16 protein-coding genes and 1 pseudogene are annotated in these 15,520 nt (G+C 70.1%); 12 read left to right on the top strand and 5 right to left on the bottom strand.

What is annotated here, in order from left to right; genetic code table 11:
• Window positions 1–801, top strand: an 801-nt coding sequence (locus VGO20_RS14835; protein WP_327503144.1) for an FRG domain-containing protein, incomplete at its 5' end; no start/stop codon positions are given.
• A 13-nt stretch (window positions 802–814) separates the two neighbouring features.
• Here the strand turns inward: VGO20_RS14835 and upp are convergent.
• Window positions 815–1,465 carry a uracil phosphoribosyltransferase gene (gene upp, locus VGO20_RS14840; protein ID WP_327503145.1) on the bottom strand — a complete coding sequence of 217 codons (651 nt, stop codon included), beginning with the start codon at window positions 1,463–1,465 and terminating at the stop codon, window positions 815–817.
• A gap of 204 nt (window positions 1,466–1,669) precedes the next feature.
• On the opposite strand from upp, the gene VGO20_RS14845 reads away from it, so the two are divergent.
• The 6 genes from VGO20_RS14845 (at window position 1,670) to VGO20_RS14870 (ending at window position 8,566) form a co-directional block, all read left to right on the top strand.
• Entirely contained in the window at window positions 1,670–3,256 is a 1,587-nt protein-coding gene (locus tag VGO20_RS14845) for an ABC transporter substrate-binding protein (protein WP_327503146.1), read from the top strand.
• Window positions 3,257–3,331: 75 nt separating this feature from the next.
• Window positions 3,332–4,324 carry an ABC transporter permease gene (locus VGO20_RS14850; protein WP_327503147.1) on the top strand — a complete coding sequence of 331 codons (993 nt, stop codon included), beginning with the start codon at window positions 3,332–3,334 and terminating at the stop codon, window positions 4,322–4,324.
• Window positions 4,314–5,273 carry an ABC transporter permease gene (locus VGO20_RS14855; protein ID WP_327503148.1) on the top strand — a complete coding sequence of 320 codons (960 nt, stop codon included), beginning with the start codon at window positions 4,314–4,316 and terminating at the stop codon, window positions 5,271–5,273. Before VGO20_RS14850 ends, VGO20_RS14855 begins: the two co-directional genes overlap by 11 nt.
• The gene (locus VGO20_RS14860) at window positions 5,273–6,250 is read left to right on the top strand and encodes an ABC transporter ATP-binding protein (RefSeq protein ID WP_327503149.1); all 978 of its coding nucleotides are present in this window, start codon (window positions 5,273–5,275) and stop codon (window positions 6,248–6,250) included. Before VGO20_RS14855 ends, VGO20_RS14860 begins: the two co-directional genes overlap by 1 nt.
• Window positions 6,243–7,328 carry an ABC transporter ATP-binding protein gene (locus VGO20_RS14865; protein ID WP_327503150.1) on the top strand — a complete coding sequence of 362 codons (1,086 nt, stop codon included), beginning with the start codon at window positions 6,243–6,245 and terminating at the stop codon, window positions 7,326–7,328. The genes VGO20_RS14860 and VGO20_RS14865 overlap by 8 nt, the downstream gene beginning before the upstream one ends.
• Window positions 7,325–8,566 (top strand): metal-dependent hydrolase family protein, encoded by a 1,242-nt coding sequence (locus VGO20_RS14870; protein ID WP_327503151.1) that lies wholly within the window; start codon window positions 7,325–7,327, stop codon window positions 8,564–8,566. The genes VGO20_RS14865 and VGO20_RS14870 overlap by 4 nt, the downstream gene beginning before the upstream one ends.
• Window positions 8,567–8,612: 46 nt before the next feature.
• On the opposite strand, the gene VGO20_RS14875 is transcribed toward VGO20_RS14870, so the two are convergent.
• Window positions 8,613–9,524, bottom strand: coding sequence for a LysR family transcriptional regulator (locus tag VGO20_RS14875; protein WP_327503152.1), 912 nt, complete (start codon window positions 9,522–9,524; stop codon window positions 8,613–8,615).
• Window positions 9,525–9,590: 66 nt separating this feature from the next.
• On the opposite strand from VGO20_RS14875, the gene VGO20_RS14880 reads away from it, so the two are divergent.
• The 4 genes from VGO20_RS14880 to VGO20_RS14895 all read left to right on the top strand — a co-directional run bounded on the left by VGO20_RS14880 (window position 9,591) and on the right by VGO20_RS14895 (window position 11,787).
• Window positions 9,591–9,923, top strand: coding sequence for a cupin domain-containing protein (locus VGO20_RS14880; protein WP_327503153.1), 333 nt, complete (start codon window positions 9,591–9,593; stop codon window positions 9,921–9,923).
• A 22-nt stretch (window positions 9,924–9,945) separates the two neighbouring features.
• On the top strand, window positions 9,946–10,359 hold the full coding sequence (locus tag VGO20_RS14885; RefSeq protein WP_327503154.1) for a VOC family protein: 414 nt from the start codon (window positions 9,946–9,948) through the stop codon (window positions 10,357–10,359).
• A 57-nt stretch (window positions 10,360–10,416) separates the two neighbouring features.
• Window positions 10,417–11,337, top strand: coding sequence for an alpha/beta fold hydrolase (locus VGO20_RS14890; RefSeq protein ID WP_327503155.1), 921 nt, complete (start codon window positions 10,417–10,419; stop codon window positions 11,335–11,337).
• A gap of 111 nt (window positions 11,338–11,448) precedes the next feature.
• The gene (locus VGO20_RS14895) at window positions 11,449–11,787 is read left to right on the top strand and encodes a hypothetical protein (RefSeq protein ID WP_327503156.1); all 339 of its coding nucleotides are present in this window, start codon (window positions 11,449–11,451) and stop codon (window positions 11,785–11,787) included.
• Between the two features lie 13 nt (window positions 11,788–11,800).
• Here the strand turns inward: VGO20_RS14895 and VGO20_RS14900 are convergent, their stop codons facing one another.
• Both VGO20_RS14900 and VGO20_RS14905 read right to left on the bottom strand, forming a co-directional pair.
• Window positions 11,801–12,772, bottom strand: coding sequence for a sigma-70 family RNA polymerase sigma factor (locus tag VGO20_RS14900; RefSeq protein WP_327503157.1), 972 nt, complete (start codon window positions 12,770–12,772; stop codon window positions 11,801–11,803).
• A complete protein-coding gene (locus VGO20_RS14905) occupies window positions 12,769–13,527 on the bottom strand; it encodes an SDR family NAD(P)-dependent oxidoreductase (protein ID WP_327503158.1) in 759 nt (252 codons plus the stop codon). Before VGO20_RS14905 ends, VGO20_RS14900 begins: the two co-directional genes overlap by 4 nt.
• 211 nt (window positions 13,528–13,738) lie before the next feature.
• On the opposite strand from VGO20_RS14905, the gene VGO20_RS14910 reads away from it, so the two are divergent.
• A complete protein-coding gene (locus tag VGO20_RS14910) occupies window positions 13,739–15,184 on the top strand; it encodes an MFS transporter (RefSeq protein WP_327503159.1) in 1,446 nt (481 codons plus the stop codon).
• A gap of 39 nt (window positions 15,185–15,223) precedes the next feature.
• Here the strand turns inward: VGO20_RS14910 and VGO20_RS14915 are convergent.
• Window positions 15,224–15,520, bottom strand: a pseudogene (locus tag VGO20_RS14915) (sensor histidine kinase); the annotation flags it as partial.

Below are 15,520 nucleotides of genomic sequence, written 5' to 3' on the forward strand. Positions count from 1 at the left end.
CAGATGAAGGAAGTCCGGATCGTATCGCTGGCGGACTACGTCGACATGGTCTGCAGCCTCGCGGGACGGACGGTCCAGTTCCGCGGCGCGAAGGACCCCGTCGACGGCATGACCTCGACCGTCGTGCGGTCCTGGGCTCGCAACCGGCGCATCCGGGAGGACACCGGCGACGAGCAGAAGCTGCCGCTGTGGCGCTACGAGGCCCGGCTGATCGAGGCGTTCCAGCGCCAGTCCCTGCCCTTCCTGGAAGCGGTGCCGGACTGCCACCTGAACTGGCTCGCGGTGGCCCAGCACCACCAGCTCCCGACCCGGCTGCTCGACTGGACCCGCAACCCGCTGATCGCGCTCTACTTCGCCGTCAGCGAGCGCGGCGCCTACCGGCCTGCGGGCGACTGGGACGACGCCTTCGTGTTCATGTGGGAGATCGGCGACGAGGAACAGGAGCACCGGCAGATCCTGGCGATGGACCGCGTGCGCGACATGGTCCCGCGCGAGGGCGGCGTGATCGGTGACGGCGGGGCGGACGACCCGGGAGTGCTGCTGTTCAACCCGCCGATCATCTCCTCGCGCATCGCCTCCCAGGAGGGCCTGTTCAGCTTCGAGACCCGGCTTTCCGGCACGCCCTTCCCGGAGATGGCCGAGGCGGTCGGCCTGGAGCTGACGCGCATCCTGATCCCGGGGCCGATGCGCCTCGACATCCTGAAGCACCTGAACCGGCTCGGCGTCGAGAGCGGCAGGCTGTTCCCGGACCTTCCGGGCCTGTGCGCGCATCAGTCCTGGGTCGCGGAATGGCTGTGGTAGGCCGGGCTTCCCCTCACTTCGTGCCGAACATGCGGTCGCCCGCGTCGCCGAGCCCGGGGACGATGTAGGCGTTCTCGTCCAGGTGGCTGTCGAGCGCCGCGCAGAAGACCCTGACCCCCGGATGGGCGGCCGAGAACACGCGCATGCCCTCCGGCGCCGCGACCAGCGCCATGAAGCGGATGTTGCGGTCGTCGACGCCGTGCCGGTTCAGCACGTCGCAGGCATGCACGGCCGAGTGGCCGGTGGCGAGCATCGGGTCGACGAGGATGAAGATGCGGCCTTCCGGCTCGGGCAGCTTCACGAGGTACTCGACGGGCTGCTTGGTGTCGTGGTCGCGGTAGAGCCCGATATGGCCCTCGCGCGCCGAGGGCATCAACTCGTGCAGGCCGAGCGCCATGCCGAGGCCGGCCCGCAGGATCGGCACGACCGCGACCTTCTTGCCGGCGATCACCGGCGCGTCCATGGGCGCCAGCGGCGTGTCGATCCGCTCCGTCGTCATGGGCAGGTCGCGCGTGATCTCGTAGCCCATCAGCAGCGCGATCTCCTTCAGCAGGGTGCGGAAGCCCATGGTCGACCGCTCGCGGTCGCGCATGTGGCTGAGCTTGTGCTGGATCAGCGGATGCGTCAGGACGTGGAGATTCGGAAAATCGGGGTGCTTCTGCATGGGGCTCGCCGTGTCTAGCGCCGTTCCGGGAACAGCCGGAGGATAGTCGTCCCGCCCCGCCCGGCCAAGCGCCGTCGCGAAAGGAGCGCGAAGGGTGGATTTGGTTGACGCAATGCCATAGCGGGTTATGCTCGTTGCGTAAAAAGGCGCCAAAGGGCCGCAAACGAACGCGGCCGACGCCGAGGGACGCTTCAGGGAGCATTCATGTCCAAAACCATCCTCCTGTCCGCCGTGGCCGCGGTGGCCATCCTCGCCGCGCAGCCGGCGATGGCAAAGACGCTCAAATGGGCGAACGACGGCGACGTCAACTCGATGGACCCGTACGCCCGGAACGAGACGTTCCTGCTGAGCTTCATGTCGAACATCTACGAGCCGCTCGTCCGCCGGGACAAGAACCTCAAGGTGGAGCCGGCGCTGGCGACGGAATGGACGCAGACGGCCCCCGACACCTGGCGCTTCAAGCTGCGCGAGGACGTGAAGTTCCACGACGGCGCGCCGTTCACGGCCGACGACGTCGTGTTCTCCTACCAGCGCGCGACCGGGCCGGGCTCGAACATCCCGACCAAGCTCGCCTCGGTCAAGGAGGTCCGCAAGATCGACGACCACACGGTCGAGTTCGTGACCAACGGCCCGAACCCGATCCTGCTGGAGGAGATCTCCGACTGGTACATCATGGACAAGGAGTGGTCCGAGGCGAACAACGCCACCCAGGCCGCCGACCTGACCAAGAACGAGGAGACCTACGCCAGCCGCAACGCGAACGGCACCGGCCCGTTCATGCTGCAGGACCGCCAGCCCGACGTGAAGACGGTGCTGGTGCCGAACCCGAACTGGTGGGACGAGCCCGAGCACAACCTGACCGAGGTCGTCTTCTCGCGCATCGGCAACGACGCCACCCGCGTGGCCGCGCTGCTGTCGGGCGAGATCGACATGATCTACACGGTGCCGCCGCAGGACGTCGAGCGCATCCGCCGCACGCCCGGCCTGCGCATCGTCGAAGGCCCGGAGCTGCGCACGATCTTCCTCGGCTTCGACCAGACGCGCGACGAGCTGCTGGAGAGCAGCGTCAAGGGCAAGAACCCCTTCAAGGACCCGAAGGTCCGCGAGGCGTTCTACCGCGCGATCGACATGGACGCGATCAAGAGCAAGGTGATGCGCGGCGCGTCCGCCCCGGTCGGCACCATGATCGGCGAGGGCATCAACGGCTACACCGACGAGCTGGGCGAGCGCTATCCCCATGACGTCGAGCTGGCCCGCAAGCTGCTGGCCGAGGCGGGATACGCCGACGGGTTCGAGGTCGGCCTGGACTGCCCGAACGACCGCTACGTCAACGACGAGGCCATCTGCCAGGCGGTCGCCAGCATGCTGGCGCGCGTCGGGGTCAAGGTAAACCTCAACGCCCAGACCCGCTCCAAGTACTTCGCGAAGATCCTCGGGCCGGCCTACGACACCAGCTTCTACATGCTGGGCTGGACGCCGTCGACCTACGACGCCCACAACGCGCTGTACAACCTCGTCGCCTCGCGCGGGGACGACAAGGGCAGCCAGGGCCTGTTCAACGTCGGCGGCTACTCCAACCCGCGGGTGGACGAGCTGACGGCCGCGATCCTGTCCGAGACGGACGCCGACAAGCGCGACGCGATGATCCAGGAGGCGCTGACGATCCACAAGGAGGAGTTCGGCCACATCCCGCTGCACCAGCAGACGGTGGTGTGGGCCGCGCGCGACAACGTGGACCTCGTCCAGCTCGCGGACAACTACTTCCCGCTGCGCTTCGTGCGCCTGCAGTAAGGGCCTGACGCCGTCCCGCCGGCCTCCCCGGAGGCCGGCGGGACGGTCCCTGCTCCGCTACGGCAAAGGCCCCGCATGATCGCGTTCATCGTGCAGCGCCTGGTCCAGTCGGTGATCGTCATGCTGACGGTCGCCTTCGTGGCCTTCGCGCTGTTCAACTTCGTCGGCGACCCGATCGCCAACGTCGTCGGCCAGGACACGTCGCTCGAGGACCGGGCCAAGCTTCGCGAGAGCCTCGGCCTCAACGATCCCTTCGTGGTCCAGTTCGCCCGCTTCGTCGGCCGGGCGGCGCAGGGCGAGTTCGGCCTGTCCTACCAGCACGCGCGCCCCGTGGACGAGCTGATCCTCGAGCGCATGCCCGCGACGCTGGAACTCAGCTTCGTCGCGGCCCTGCTCGCGCTCCTGATCGGCGTGCCGATGGGCGTCTATACCGGGCTCCACCGCCGGGGGTCGCTGTCGCGCCTGCTGATGACGGTGTCGCTGATCGGGGTGTCGCTGCCGACCTTCCTGATCGGCATCCTGCTGATCCTCGTCTTCTCGGTGCAGCTCGGCTGGCTGCCCTCCTTCGGGCGCGGGCCGACGGTCGACCTCGGCTGGTGGCAGACGGGCCTGCTGACGAGCGAGGGGCTGAAGGCGCTGATCCTGCCGGCGGTGACGCTGGGGCTGTTCCAGATGACGCTGATCATGCGCCTTGTGCGCGCGGAGATGCTGGAGGTGCTGCGCACCGACTACATCAAGTTCGCGCGCGCCCGCGGGCTGACGAACCGGGCGGTCAATTTCGGCCATGCGCTGAAGAACACGATGGTCCCGGTCATCACGATCACGGGCCTCCAACTCGGCTCGATCATCGCCTTCTCGATCATCACCGAAACCGTATTCCAGTGGCCGGGCATGGGACTCCTCTTCATCCAGGCCGTGCTGTTCGCCGACATCCCGGTGATGGCCGCCTATCTCGTCCTGATGGCGTTCTTCTTCGTCGTCATCAACCTCATCGTCGACCTGCTGTACTACGTGGTCGACCCGCGCCTGCGCATCGACCGGGGAACGGCGGCCGGCCATGGCCATTGACGCGCTGCCCCCGGACGCCACCGCCCGCCCACGGCCGGCGGGCCGGTTCCGCAGGCTGATCGACAGCGAGCTGGCCTGGAGCTTCCGCCACTCGCCGGCCACGATCGCAGCCGCGGTCGTCACCCTGGTGCTGGTCCTGTCGGCGCTGCTGGCGCCCTGGATCGCGCCGCAGGACCCGTTCGACCTCGCGACCCTCGACCTGTTCGACGCCTTCACCCCGCCGGCCTGGACCGAGGGCGGGGACCCGCGCTTCCTGCTGGGAGCCGACGACCAGGGCCGGGACGTCCTGTCCGCCATCCTCCACGGCATGCGCGTGTCGCTGTTCGTCGGCTTCACCTCTGTGCTGTTCGCGGCCGTGGTCGGCGTCACGCTCGGGCTGCTGGCGGGATATCTCGGCGGCTGGGTCGACAGCGTCATCATGCGCATGGCCGACGTCCAGCTCAGCTTCCCCGCCATCCTGATCGCGCTGCTGATCGACGGCGTCGCGCGCAGCGTGCTGCCGCGCGACCTGCACGCGGACACGGCGCTCTACGTCGTCGTGCTGGCGATCGGCCTCAGCTACTGGGTGCAGTACGCCCGCACCGTGCGCGGATCGGCCCTGGTCGAGCGGTCCAAGGACTACGTCCAGGCGGCGCGCGTGATCGGCGTCCACCCGCTGCGCATCCTGGCGCACCACATCCTTCCCAACGCGATCGGCCCCGTGCTGGTGATCGCCACCATCAACCTCGCGCTCGCGATCATCACGGAGGCGACGCTGTCCTTCCTCGGCCTTGGCGTGCCGCCGACGCAGCCCTCGCTCGGGACGCTGATCCGGGTCGGCAACGACTTCCTGTTCTCCGGAGAGTGGTGGATCACCATCTTCCCCGGCATCGCCCTCGTCGCCCTCGCGCTCTCGGTCAACCTGCTGGGCGACTGGCTGCGCGACGCGCTCAACCCCAAGCTCCGCTGATGCCGCTCCTCGAAGTCCAAGACCTCCGCATCGAGCTGCCGACGCGCCGGGGCACCCTGGCCGCGGTCGACGGCGTCTCCTTCGCGATCGAGCCGGGCAAGGTGCTGGGCGTCGTCGGCGAGTCGGGTGCCGGCAAGTCGCTGACCGGGACCGCCGTGATCGGCCTGCTGGAGCCGCCGCTGCGCATCGCCGGCGGGCGCATCCTGTTCGACGGGCGCCGCATCGACAACCTGCCCTACGAGCAGATGCGGCGCATCCGCGGGCGCGAGATCGGCGCGATCTTCCAGGACCCGCTGACCAGCCTGAACCCGCTCTACACCGTGGGCCGCCAGCTCACCGAGACGATCCTGACCCATACCGAGATGACGCCGACCCAGGCACGGCGGCGCGCGGTGGAGCTGCTGGGCGAGGTCGGCATCCCCTCGCCCGAGCAGCGGGTCGACGCCTACCCGCACCAGTTCTCCGGCGGCATGCGCCAGCGGGTGGTGATCGCGTTGGCGCTGTGCGTCAATCCCAGGCTGGTGATCGCGGACGAGCCGACCACCGCGCTCGACGTGTCGATCCAGGCCCAGATCATCGCGCTGCTGAAGCGCCTGTGCCGCGAGCACGGCACGGCGGTGATGCTGGTGACCCACGACATGGGCGTGATCGCCGAGACGGCGGACGACGTCGCGGTGATGTATGCCGGCCGCATCGCCGAGATCGGGCCGGTGCGCGACGTTGTCAAGAACCCGGGCCATCCCTACACCGCCGGGCTGATGGCCTCCATCCCCGCCATCGGCGGGCCGCGCGACCGGCTGCGCCAGATCGACGGTTCGATGCCGCGGCTGTTCGAGATCCCGCAGGGCTGCGCCTTCCACCCCCGCTGCCCCCACGCCTTCGCGCGCTGCACCGCCGAGCGGCCGGAAGCGCTGCCGACGGGGCGCACACTCGCGGCCTGCTGGCTGCACGACACGCCGGAGGCCGTGGATGCCTGAGACGAAGACCCGAGGCGGCGTGGAGTTCGCCCGCCCCGCGGCCGGCGAGACGCTGGTGCGCGCCCGCGACCTCGCCTGCCATTTCGAGGTCTCGGCGCCGCTGCTGACCCGCCTGCTGGAACGGCGCCCCCGGACCATGCTGAAGGCCGTGGACGGCATCGACCTCGACGTCCGGCGCGGCGAGACCTTCTCGGTCGTGGGCGAGAGCGGCTGCGGGAAATCCACGGTCGCGCGCCTGCTGGTCGGGCTGTACCGGCCGACCGGGGGCACGATCGAGTTCGAAGGCGTCGACCTCGCCGCGCTGCGCGGCCGCGCGGAACGCGCGCCGTTCCACCGCAAGGTCCAGATGATCTTCCAGGACCCCTATGCGAGCCTCAACCCGCGCTGGCGCGTGCGCGACATCATCGCCGAGCCGATCCGCACCCACCGCCTGCTCACCGAGCCGGCGGCCCTGCGGCGGCGCGTCGACGAGCTGCTGAGCCAGGTCGGGCTGTCGCCGACCGACGCGGACAAGTTCCCGCACGAGTTCTCGGGCGGCCAGCGCCAGCGCATCTCGATCGCGCGCGGCCTCGCCTCGGAGCCGGAGTTCCTGGTGTGCGACGAGCCGACCTCGGCGCTCGACGTCTCGGTCCAGGCGCAGATCCTGAACCTGCTGAAGGATTTGCAGCGCGAGTACGGGCTGACATACCTGTTCATCAGCCACAACTTGGCCGTGATCTATCACATCTCCGATCGCGTGGGTGTGATGTATCTGGGCCGGCTGGTCGAAGTGGCGGAGGTCGGGGACCTGTTCGCCCGCCCGCTCCACCCCTATACGCGGCTGCTGCTGGAGACCGTGCCGGACCTGGAGATGTCGGGCCGGGACCGCCAGCCCATGGCCGGCGAGGTGCCGAGCCCGATCGACCCGCCGACGGGCTGCGCCTTCCACCCCCGCTGCCCCTTCGCGAACGACCGCTGCCGCAGCGAGCGGCCGCGGCTTCGCCACGCGCACGGGGCCGCCGTCGCCTGCCACGCGATCGAAGAAGCGCGCCTGCCGGTCGATTCGGCGGGAGTTCCACTGGAAGGAAGGAGAGCATGAGCGTTCTTTACGCGGGCGGCCGGGTGTTCGACGGCCGGGACTTCCTCGACGGGCACGGGGTCCTGGTCGAAGGAGCCGCCATCGCGCGCGTCGCGCCGCTGGCCGAGTTCGAGGGCCACGCCGGGCGCCGGGTCGACACCACGGGCTGCACGCTGCTGCCGGGCCTGGTCGACTGCCACGTCCATCTCGTCTTCGACGGCGGGCCCAACCCCTGGGCGGCGCTGCAGACGCAGAGACCCGGCCAGATCGCGGTCAAGGCGCTCGACAACGCGCTGCGCACCCTGCGCGGCGGGATCACCGCGGTGCGCGACTGCGGCGGCAAGGACTACATCGAGTTCGCCGCCCGCGACGCCTGCAACGACGGCCGCTTCCTCGGCCCGACGATCCGGGCCGCGGGCCGCATGGTGTGCATGACCGGCGGGCACGGCAACTCCACCGGCCGGATCGCCGACGGCGTCGACGAGGTGGTCAAGGCCGTGCGCGAGCAGATCCATGCCGGCAGCGACCTGATCAAGATCATGGCGACCGGCGGGGTGCTGACCCCCGGGGTCAACCCCGAGGACGCGCATTACAGCTTCGAGGAGCTGTCGGCCGGCGTGCGCGAGGGCCACCGCTTCCACCGGCACTGCGCCAGCCACGCCCAGGGGGCCGAGGGCATCCTCAACGCCGTGCGCGCCGGCGTCGATTCGATCGAGCACGGCATCCTCCTGAACGAGGAATGCATCGCCGAGATGCTGGCCCGGGGCACGGTCCTGGTGCCGACGCTGATCGCGATCGACACCATCCTGACCTCGACGGACAAGGCCATCCCCCCCTTCATGGTGGAGAAGGCCCAGCGCATGAAGCTGCGCCACGGCGCGTCGATCAAGGCGTTCCACGCCGCCGGCGGCATCCTGGCCATGGGCACCGACGCCGGCACGCCGTTCAACCGGCATGGCGAGAACGTGGCCGAGCTGCGCTGCATGGCCGATCTCGGCATCCCCGCGCTGGACGTGCTGCGGGCCTCGACCGCGAACGGGGCGGAGCTGATGCGGCTGTCGGACCGCGGCCGCATCGCGGACGGCATGGCGGCCGACCTGCTGCTGGTCGCGGGCGACCCGGAGGCCGACATCGAGGCGGTCGCCAGCCTCGCCAACCACCGGTTCGTGATGAAGAACGGCGTCGTCGCCCATGGCGCGGAGCAGGCCGGCGCACCGGCCGCGAAGAAGCGGCGCGGCGCGGCCGTGGCGGCGGGCTGACCCCGAGGACGCGGCGCCCGGCCAAGCACGCCGCGCGCCGCGTCCCTCAACCGCGCCCGAGAGTCCCCTGGAACAGCGGGCGCAAGGCGTGGAACTCCCGCGCGAGGAAGTCCGACAGCACCCGTATCCTCGCCGCGTGCCGCAGTTCGCGGTGGATCAGGAACCACAGGTCGCTCGACAGCTCCTCTATCGGGTCGCCGATGCGCGCCAGCCTCGGATCGGCGTCCGCGAGATAGCAGGGCAGCACGCCGAGGCCGATGCCTTCCGCAACGGCCAGGGCGAGCGAATGCAGGCTGTTGACCTTGAGGACCACGCGCGCGGAGTACGCGGCCTCCCTGAGCCAGCGCGCCGACGCCAGATGGCCGAGTTCTTCGCCGGGCACCACCCAGGGCTGGCGTCCCAGCTCGCCGGCGCCGGGGGCGGAGGACGCCGCGGCGCGGTAGGTCGCGACGGCGATCCGGCACAGCTTGCGCCCGACCAGGCTTTCGGGCGGCTCGCCGCCGGCGCGGAGTGCGGCGTCGACCTCCCGGTGGCGCAGGTCCGCCATCCCCATCCCGACGCGCAGATCGAGAAGGACGGCCGGGTGCCGGCGCCGGAACCGCGCCACCAGCGGCATCAGCGGCCCGGCGACCAGAGTGTCGACGGTCGCGAGGCGGATCGTCCCCGCGGCCTCGGCATCCTCGTTGCCGACCCTGGCCTCCAGCGCGCCGATCTGCGCCTCGATCTGCTCGGCGAGGGCGGCGGCATCCGTTCCGGCCGCGGTCAGCGACACGCCGGTGTTGTCGCGCCGGAAGACCAGCGTCCCCAGGCGTTGCTCCAGACCCTTCGCGCGCCGGAAGACGGTCGGCGTGCTCACGCCGAGCTGCGCGGCCGCGCCGGCGAAGGACCCCGCCCGCGCGACCGCCAGCACGAGGTGGAGGTCGTCCCATTGAAGCCGCTGGCCGGCGAAATCCCGCATTTCATTCCTGTTACTACCCGCATGTCATCCTAGACGGTAAGGTCCGACCGAGCAACGGAGGGCGACATGACGGCGAACAGCATCCCGTGGACGCAGGGCGAAGCCCCCTGGCAGGGCGAGTTCCGGGGAGCCGACTTCGGCTCCGGGGTCTCCATCATCTTCACGCGCATCGACCGCCCGGGAGGAGGGGTCAAGCTTCACCGCCATCCCTATTCCGAGACCTTCATCGTCAGGAAGGGAACGGTGGTCTTCTCCGACGGCACGTCGAGCTTCGAGGCTTCGGCCGGCCGGATCGTCGTGATCCCGCCGGGGATGCCGCACATGTTCTCCACCAAGAGCGACGAAGTCGAAATGATCGACATCCACGCCAATCATCGGTTCGTCACCGAGTGGCTGTAGGCAAAACAAAGAGGATACGCAGATGGCAAAGATGATCTTCCTGAACCTGCCGGTGAAGGACCTGGCTGCCTCGACCCGCTTCTACGAGGCGATCGGGTGCCGGAAGAACGAGCAGTTCAGCGACGAGAACGCATCGTCGATGGTGTGGTCGGACGCCATCACGTTCCAGTTGCTGACCCACGCGTACTACTCGACGTTCACGTCGAAGCCGATCGCCGACGCGCACCAGGCCAGCGCGATGCTCATCGCCCTGTCGCGCGACAGCCGGGAGGAGGTCGACGCCATCGTGGAGGCCGCCGCGGCCGCCGGCGGCAGGGCCGACACCCGAGAGCGCCAGGACATGGGCTTCATGTATCTGCGGACCTTCGAGGATCCCGACGGCCATACGTTCGAGCCGGCCTGGATGGACCTCGCCGCCATGACCGGGCAGGGTTGACGACGCGAGGCCGCGGACGGCCTGGCTGACGCTTCAGACGAGAGGAAGAGAGGGAACATGGTGCCAATCGCAGCAAAACCGGGCCGGCCGCTGCTGTCCGCCGCCGCCGCCATCGTCGGCCTGGCCCTGCTGGCCGCGCCGGCGACGCGAGCCCAGGCAGAGGTCGCGGATTCCAAGGGCCTCGCCGTCCACTACGACGTCCATGGCGATCTGCGCTCGGGCGGGACGCCGCTGCTCGTTCTGCACGGCGCCTACATGTCGGCCGACGCCATGGCGCCGTTCGTCGAACGGTTCGCACGCACCCGTCCGGTCATCGCGGTGGACCTGCGCGGGCATGGCCGGACCGGAGACGCCGACGGCCCGATCACCTACGAGGCCATGGCCGACGACGCCGCGGCGGTGCTGGACGCCGCCGGCGTGCGGCAGGCGGACGTGTTCGGCTACTCCATGGGCGGGAGCGCGGCGTTCCAGATGGCGATCCGGCACCCGGAGAAAGTCGCCAAGCTGGTATCCGTTTCGGCCGGCACGCGGCTGGACTCGGCCTATCCCGAGGTCCTGGCCGGCATCGCCCAGATCACCCCGGAGGTCTTCGACGGCTCGCCGATCCGGCGCGAGTACGACCGGCTGGCGCCGCGCCCGCAGGACTTCCCGATCCTGGTGGAGAAGCTGAAGGTCCTGGATGCCACGCCCTTCGACTGGAACGCGGAGATGCGCGCGCTCGGGCACAAGACCATGATCGTGATGGGCGACTACGACATCATGGGGCCGGAACACGCGGTCGAGATGTTCCGCATGCGGGGCGGCGGGGCGCCGGAGCTCGCGGCCCGGGGCTTCCTTACGGAACCGCCGCTCGCGCGGCTGCTGGTCCTTCCGGGCACGTCGCATATCGGCGTGATGGCGGAGGCGGAAACCATCGTGACCCTGGTCACGCCCTTCCTCGACGACGTCACCCCGCCCATGCCGCCGGGCTTCTTCTGACCGGCCGCGGCCGAAACGCGCAGGGTGCCGGCGATGCGGAACGCGCGGTCGTAACCAAATGGCTTCCCGCCCGTTCCTGCAACAGGACACCGTAGGGAACGGAGACCCGCCATGCGCGCCATCGCCCTGTTGCTCACCCTCGCCGTCGCGGCCTCGGGCGCGGCTGTCGCCGTCGTGGCCCCGGGCGCGGCCAGCGCCCAGGGCTTCACGCCTTACGAGACCTATACCGACCCGCTCGGCGGCCCGGCGACCCAGCCCAACCTGACGCCGCTGGCCGACGACACCGCCCTGCTGGGCCCCGAGGCGCGGCTGTCGCCGCCCTGGCTGGGCGACACCCGGCCGCCCCGCGACTTCGACGAGATCGCCGATCCGTTCGCGAACTACTGGGAATGGCGCACCGACCGGCTGCGGCAGATCCAGGAGCCATCGGAGACGATCGGGCTGGAGTAGCGCACCGGCCCGGTCACGTGGCGGTGCCCGTCTCTGCCCTGCCCGTCTCCGCCCTGCCCGCCTCCCCGTCGCGATGGGCTTCGGCCAGCACGAGGTCGGCGCCCTCCAGGATGTAGCGCGCGTAGCGGAAGTCGCGGATCCGGGCGATCCGGCCGTCCCGCCACTCCACCTTCATCAGGTAGACGGGGTGCTCGTCGCCAACCTGCTCGAAGACGGCAATCACCTCCTCGCCGCCGCCCAGACGCGCCGGAACGAGGTGGACCCTCGCGATGTCCGCGTAGATCGTGAAGAACCGCCCCACCTCGGCGCGCCCCGTCCGGTCGGCATGGGTCGCCTGGGTCAGGAGAACGTCTTCGGCCAGGAGCGAGCGCAGTGCATCCCAGTCGCGCCGGTTGAACAGCGAGGAGAACGTCGACGCCTCCGCCGAAGCGGGCCTGGCCGGGGGAGGCTCGGTCGGCGACGCCGCATTGATCTGGCGCAGCCTGATGCGACCGCGGCTCAGCGCCGCCTTGACCGCGTTGATGCTCAGGTCGAGGAGGTCGGAGATGTCCGTGAGAGAGTAGCCGAGCACGTCCTTCAGGATGACCACGCTCCGCTGGACGGTCGGCAACTCGATGAAGCGGGAGAAGGCCGCCTCGACCGCCTCCCGCCGCATGAGGACTTCGTCAGGCTCCATCGCCTGGTCCTCCGCGACCTGCGCCGCCGCTTCCATCGGCTCGCTCCGTCTCACGGCCTGGCCTCTCAGATGGTCGAGCGCGCGGTTGTGGGCGATCCGGAACAGCCACGGCCGCAGCGGGGTCCCGGCTTCCAGCCCGCCGGCGGCATCGAGGGCCCGGACGAGGACATCGTGAACGATGTCCTCGCCGTCGAAGACGGAGCCCGTGAGGCGCGCGCAATAGCGGTGAAGCTCCGGGCGTATGTCGGCCATGACCGCGAGCAGCCGCGCCCGGCCGTCGGCGGGCGGAGTCGGCGGTGCGTTGCTCAAGCAGGCGCTCCTTCGAGGATGGATATGCCCGTGTCTCCCTTCACCCCGAAGGCCAGGCCGTCTTCGTACCGCGGGTCCGTCAGCAGGGTGACGACGTGCTCGCCGAACCGGCGTGGCGGCATCGGTGCGCCAAACCGCTCCAGGTACTGCTCGACGCCGATCCCCAGCTTGGCGCCATAGGCCGAGGCCGCCGCCTCGCCGGTGCCCGTGCCGCCGATCATCTGCCGCGGGACGACGGTCTGGAAGCGAATGCCCAGCCCCCTCTCGGACGAGAGTTTATTGGCGTAGTTCGCCATGAACCACAACATGCGTTTGGCACACGCATAGCCGCCGGACATCGGCGAGCCGCCGACGGACGCGCCGCTGGACCCGACCAGGACACGGCTTGCGCGAGGCAGCGGCGTCGTCAGCGCCGCCTGGATCCAGTACAGGCCGGCCTTGACGTCGTTCTCCCAGGTGTTGCTGAACGCCTCCCAGGACAGCTCGTCGAGCGGACCCATCTCGGGCGGCGCTCCCGCGTTGAGCGCCAGGATCGTCGGTCGAACCTCGGAAACGATGCGCCGCGCCTGCGCGCGGTCGGTGACGTCGGCGGCAATGGTCGCGACGCCCAGCCGCCTCGACACGCTTTCGAGGTCGCCGGCGGTGCGGGCGACGACGGTCACCCTGGCGCCGCGGTCGACCAGCGCCTCGACAAGGCCGAGGCCGAGGCCGCGGCTGCCGCCGGTCACCACGGCGGTCTGATTCTTCAAGTCCATGATCGGCACTCCTTCATGCGTTCGGGACCATGACGTTCGAGGGCCGCTGAAAGAGTCGCTTCCGGCCGAAGAGTTTTCGCGGCGGCCGGCCCGCCGGGGCGACTCCTTTGGGATCGCCCGAACGTCTTGCGGATGGGCAGGCCAGCGACGGCCGAGCCCGTTGCCCACCCATCCACCCGCATGGCGGACCGCCTAGCACAGGAACCGGACAATGAACGATGTGCCAACGAAGCAATTGGCCGTGAAGGAAGCCGCCCCACCGTCGAACTCGCAGAAGGCCTGGGTGCTGGGGCTGACGTCCGCGGCATCGCTGATGGCGGCGCTCGACGCGATGGTGCTCGCAGCCAGCCTGACGACGATCCGCGCCGACCTCGACGCCTCGATCGAGGCGCTGGAGTGGACGCTGAACGCCTACAGCCTGAGTTTCGCGGTGCTGCTGCTGACCGGCGCCAGCCTCGGCGACCGCTTCGGGCGGCGGCGGATGTTCATCGCGGGGATCGCGCTGTTCGTCCTGGCGTCGGCCGCGTGCGCCCTTTCGACGACTGTCGGCTTTCTGATCGCGGCGCGGGCGGTCCAGGGCGTCGGCGCCGCGCTGGTGATGCCGCTTGCAATGGCGTTGCTGAGCGCGACGTTTCCCCCTCAGGAGAGGGGAAAGGCCCTGGGGATCTTCAGCGGGGTCACCGGGCTCGGCATCATCGTCGGCCCGCTGCTGGGGGGCGCGATATCCGAGGGCCTCGCATGGCAGTGGATCTTCTGGATCAACATCCCGATCGGCTTCGTCCTGGTAACGCTCGCAGGCCGCCGCATGCCGGAGAGCTTCGGACCGGACACGACGATCGACGTGCTCGGCGTGGTGCTGGTCACGCTTGCGGCGTTCGGCCTGGTGTGGGGGATCATGCGCGGAAACGAAGCCGGCTGGGCAAGCGCCGAGACCGTCTCGGTGCTGGTCGGCGGCGTGGTGCTGGCCGCCGTCTTCGTCGCCTGGGAACGCCGCGCGAAGAAGCCGCTGATCCCGCTGCGGCTCTTCCGCTCGCGCGCGTTCTCGGCCGGCGTGGGCGCCAGCTTCCTGTTCTACGCCAGCATGTATTCCGTGGTCTTCTTCCTGCCGCAGTTCTTCCAGTCCGCGCAGGGGGAAGGACCGCTCGGCGCGGGTCTGCGGCTGCTTCCCTGGACTGCGACGCTGTTCTTCGTGGCGCCGGTCGCCGGCCGGCTGGTCAACCGGCTGGGCGAGCGCCGGCTGGTCGTCGCCGGCGTGCTGATGCAAGCGCTCGGCTTCGGCTGGATCGGCCTCGTCGCCGCGCCGGACCTGCCGTTCTGGAACCTGGTGGCGCCGCTCGTCGTCGCCGGCGCCGGGGTCTCGATGGCCATGCCGGCGGCCCAGAACGCGGTGCTGAGCGCGGTCGACAGGCCGGACGTCGGCAAGGCGTCCGGCATCTTCAATATGTTCCGCTTTCTCGGCGGCGTTTCGGGAGTGGCGACCGCCGTCGCGGTGTTCGCCGTCGCCGGCGGCACCGAATCGCCCGAAGCCTTCAGCACGGGCTTCTCCGCGGCCATCGAGCTGTCCGCGATCCTATCGCTCGCAGGGGCGGCGTTCGCGCTGGCGCTGCCCGGCAGGCGCGGCAGTCCCGGCCTCGCCGGCGCGCAGGCCAAGGCCTGACGTGAAAGGCCTGAGCGTTTCCTGCACATCCGGAAACGTTCAGGCCGCGGCGTCCGGCACGGGGAAGTCCAGGCGGCAGGCGAGCCCGGCGGGGCGGAACTCGATCCGGGCGTGCCCGCCCAGGCCGTGGACGATCCCGTGCTCGACCAGGGTCAGGCCCAGACCCTTGGCCGGCGGCGTCCCGATACCGGGCCTGCCGCTCTCGACCCAGTCGAGACGGACCCGGCCGTCCTCGATCCGCCAGTCGACCGAGACCGCGCCGCCCGCGACCGACAGCGCCCCGTGGCGCGCGGCGTTGGTCGCCAGCTCGTGGAAGATCAGCGAGAGCGTCTGCGC

It is taken from the genome of Arenibaculum sp. (assembly GCF_035998295.1).
GTDB lineage: Bacteria > Pseudomonadota > Alphaproteobacteria > Azospirillales > Azospirillaceae > DASYHS01.

Excerpts from the sequence above, each read along its gene's own strand:
- upp (WP_327503145.1), bottom strand. The coding sequence starts at position 1,465 with ATGCAGAAGCACCCCGATTTTCCGAATCTCCACGTCCTGACGCATCCG.
- VGO20_RS14845 (WP_327503146.1), top strand. The coding sequence starts at position 1,670 with ATGTCCAAAACCATCCTCCTGTCCGCCGTGGCCGCGGTGGCCATCCTC.
- VGO20_RS14850 (WP_327503147.1), top strand. The coding sequence starts at position 3,332 with ATGATCGCGTTCATCGTGCAGCGCCTGGTCCAGTCGGTGATCGTCATG.
- VGO20_RS14855 (WP_327503148.1), top strand. The coding sequence starts at position 4,314 with ATGGCCATTGACGCGCTGCCCCCGGACGCCACCGCCCGCCCACGGCCG.
- VGO20_RS14860 (WP_327503149.1), top strand. The coding sequence starts at position 5,273 with ATGCCGCTCCTCGAAGTCCAAGACCTCCGCATCGAGCTGCCGACGCGC.
- VGO20_RS14865 (WP_327503150.1), top strand. The coding sequence starts at position 6,243 with ATGCCTGAGACGAAGACCCGAGGCGGCGTGGAGTTCGCCCGCCCCGCG.
- VGO20_RS14870 (WP_327503151.1), top strand. The coding sequence starts at position 7,325 with ATGAGCGTTCTTTACGCGGGCGGCCGGGTGTTCGACGGCCGGGACTTC.
- VGO20_RS14875 (WP_327503152.1), bottom strand. The coding sequence starts at position 9,524 with ATGCGGGATTTCGCCGGCCAGCGGCTTCAATGGGACGACCTCCACCTC.
- VGO20_RS14880 (WP_327503153.1), top strand. The coding sequence starts at position 9,591 with ATGACGGCGAACAGCATCCCGTGGACGCAGGGCGAAGCCCCCTGGCAG.
- VGO20_RS14885 (WP_327503154.1), top strand. The coding sequence starts at position 9,946 with ATGGCAAAGATGATCTTCCTGAACCTGCCGGTGAAGGACCTGGCTGCC.
- VGO20_RS14890 (WP_327503155.1), top strand. The coding sequence starts at position 10,417 with ATGGTGCCAATCGCAGCAAAACCGGGCCGGCCGCTGCTGTCCGCCGCC.
- VGO20_RS14895 (WP_327503156.1), top strand. The coding sequence starts at position 11,449 with ATGCGCGCCATCGCCCTGTTGCTCACCCTCGCCGTCGCGGCCTCGGGC.
- VGO20_RS14905 (WP_327503158.1), bottom strand. The coding sequence starts at position 13,527 with ATGGACTTGAAGAATCAGACCGCCGTGGTGACCGGCGGCAGCCGCGGC.
- VGO20_RS14910 (WP_327503159.1), top strand. The coding sequence starts at position 13,739 with ATGAACGATGTGCCAACGAAGCAATTGGCCGTGAAGGAAGCCGCCCCA.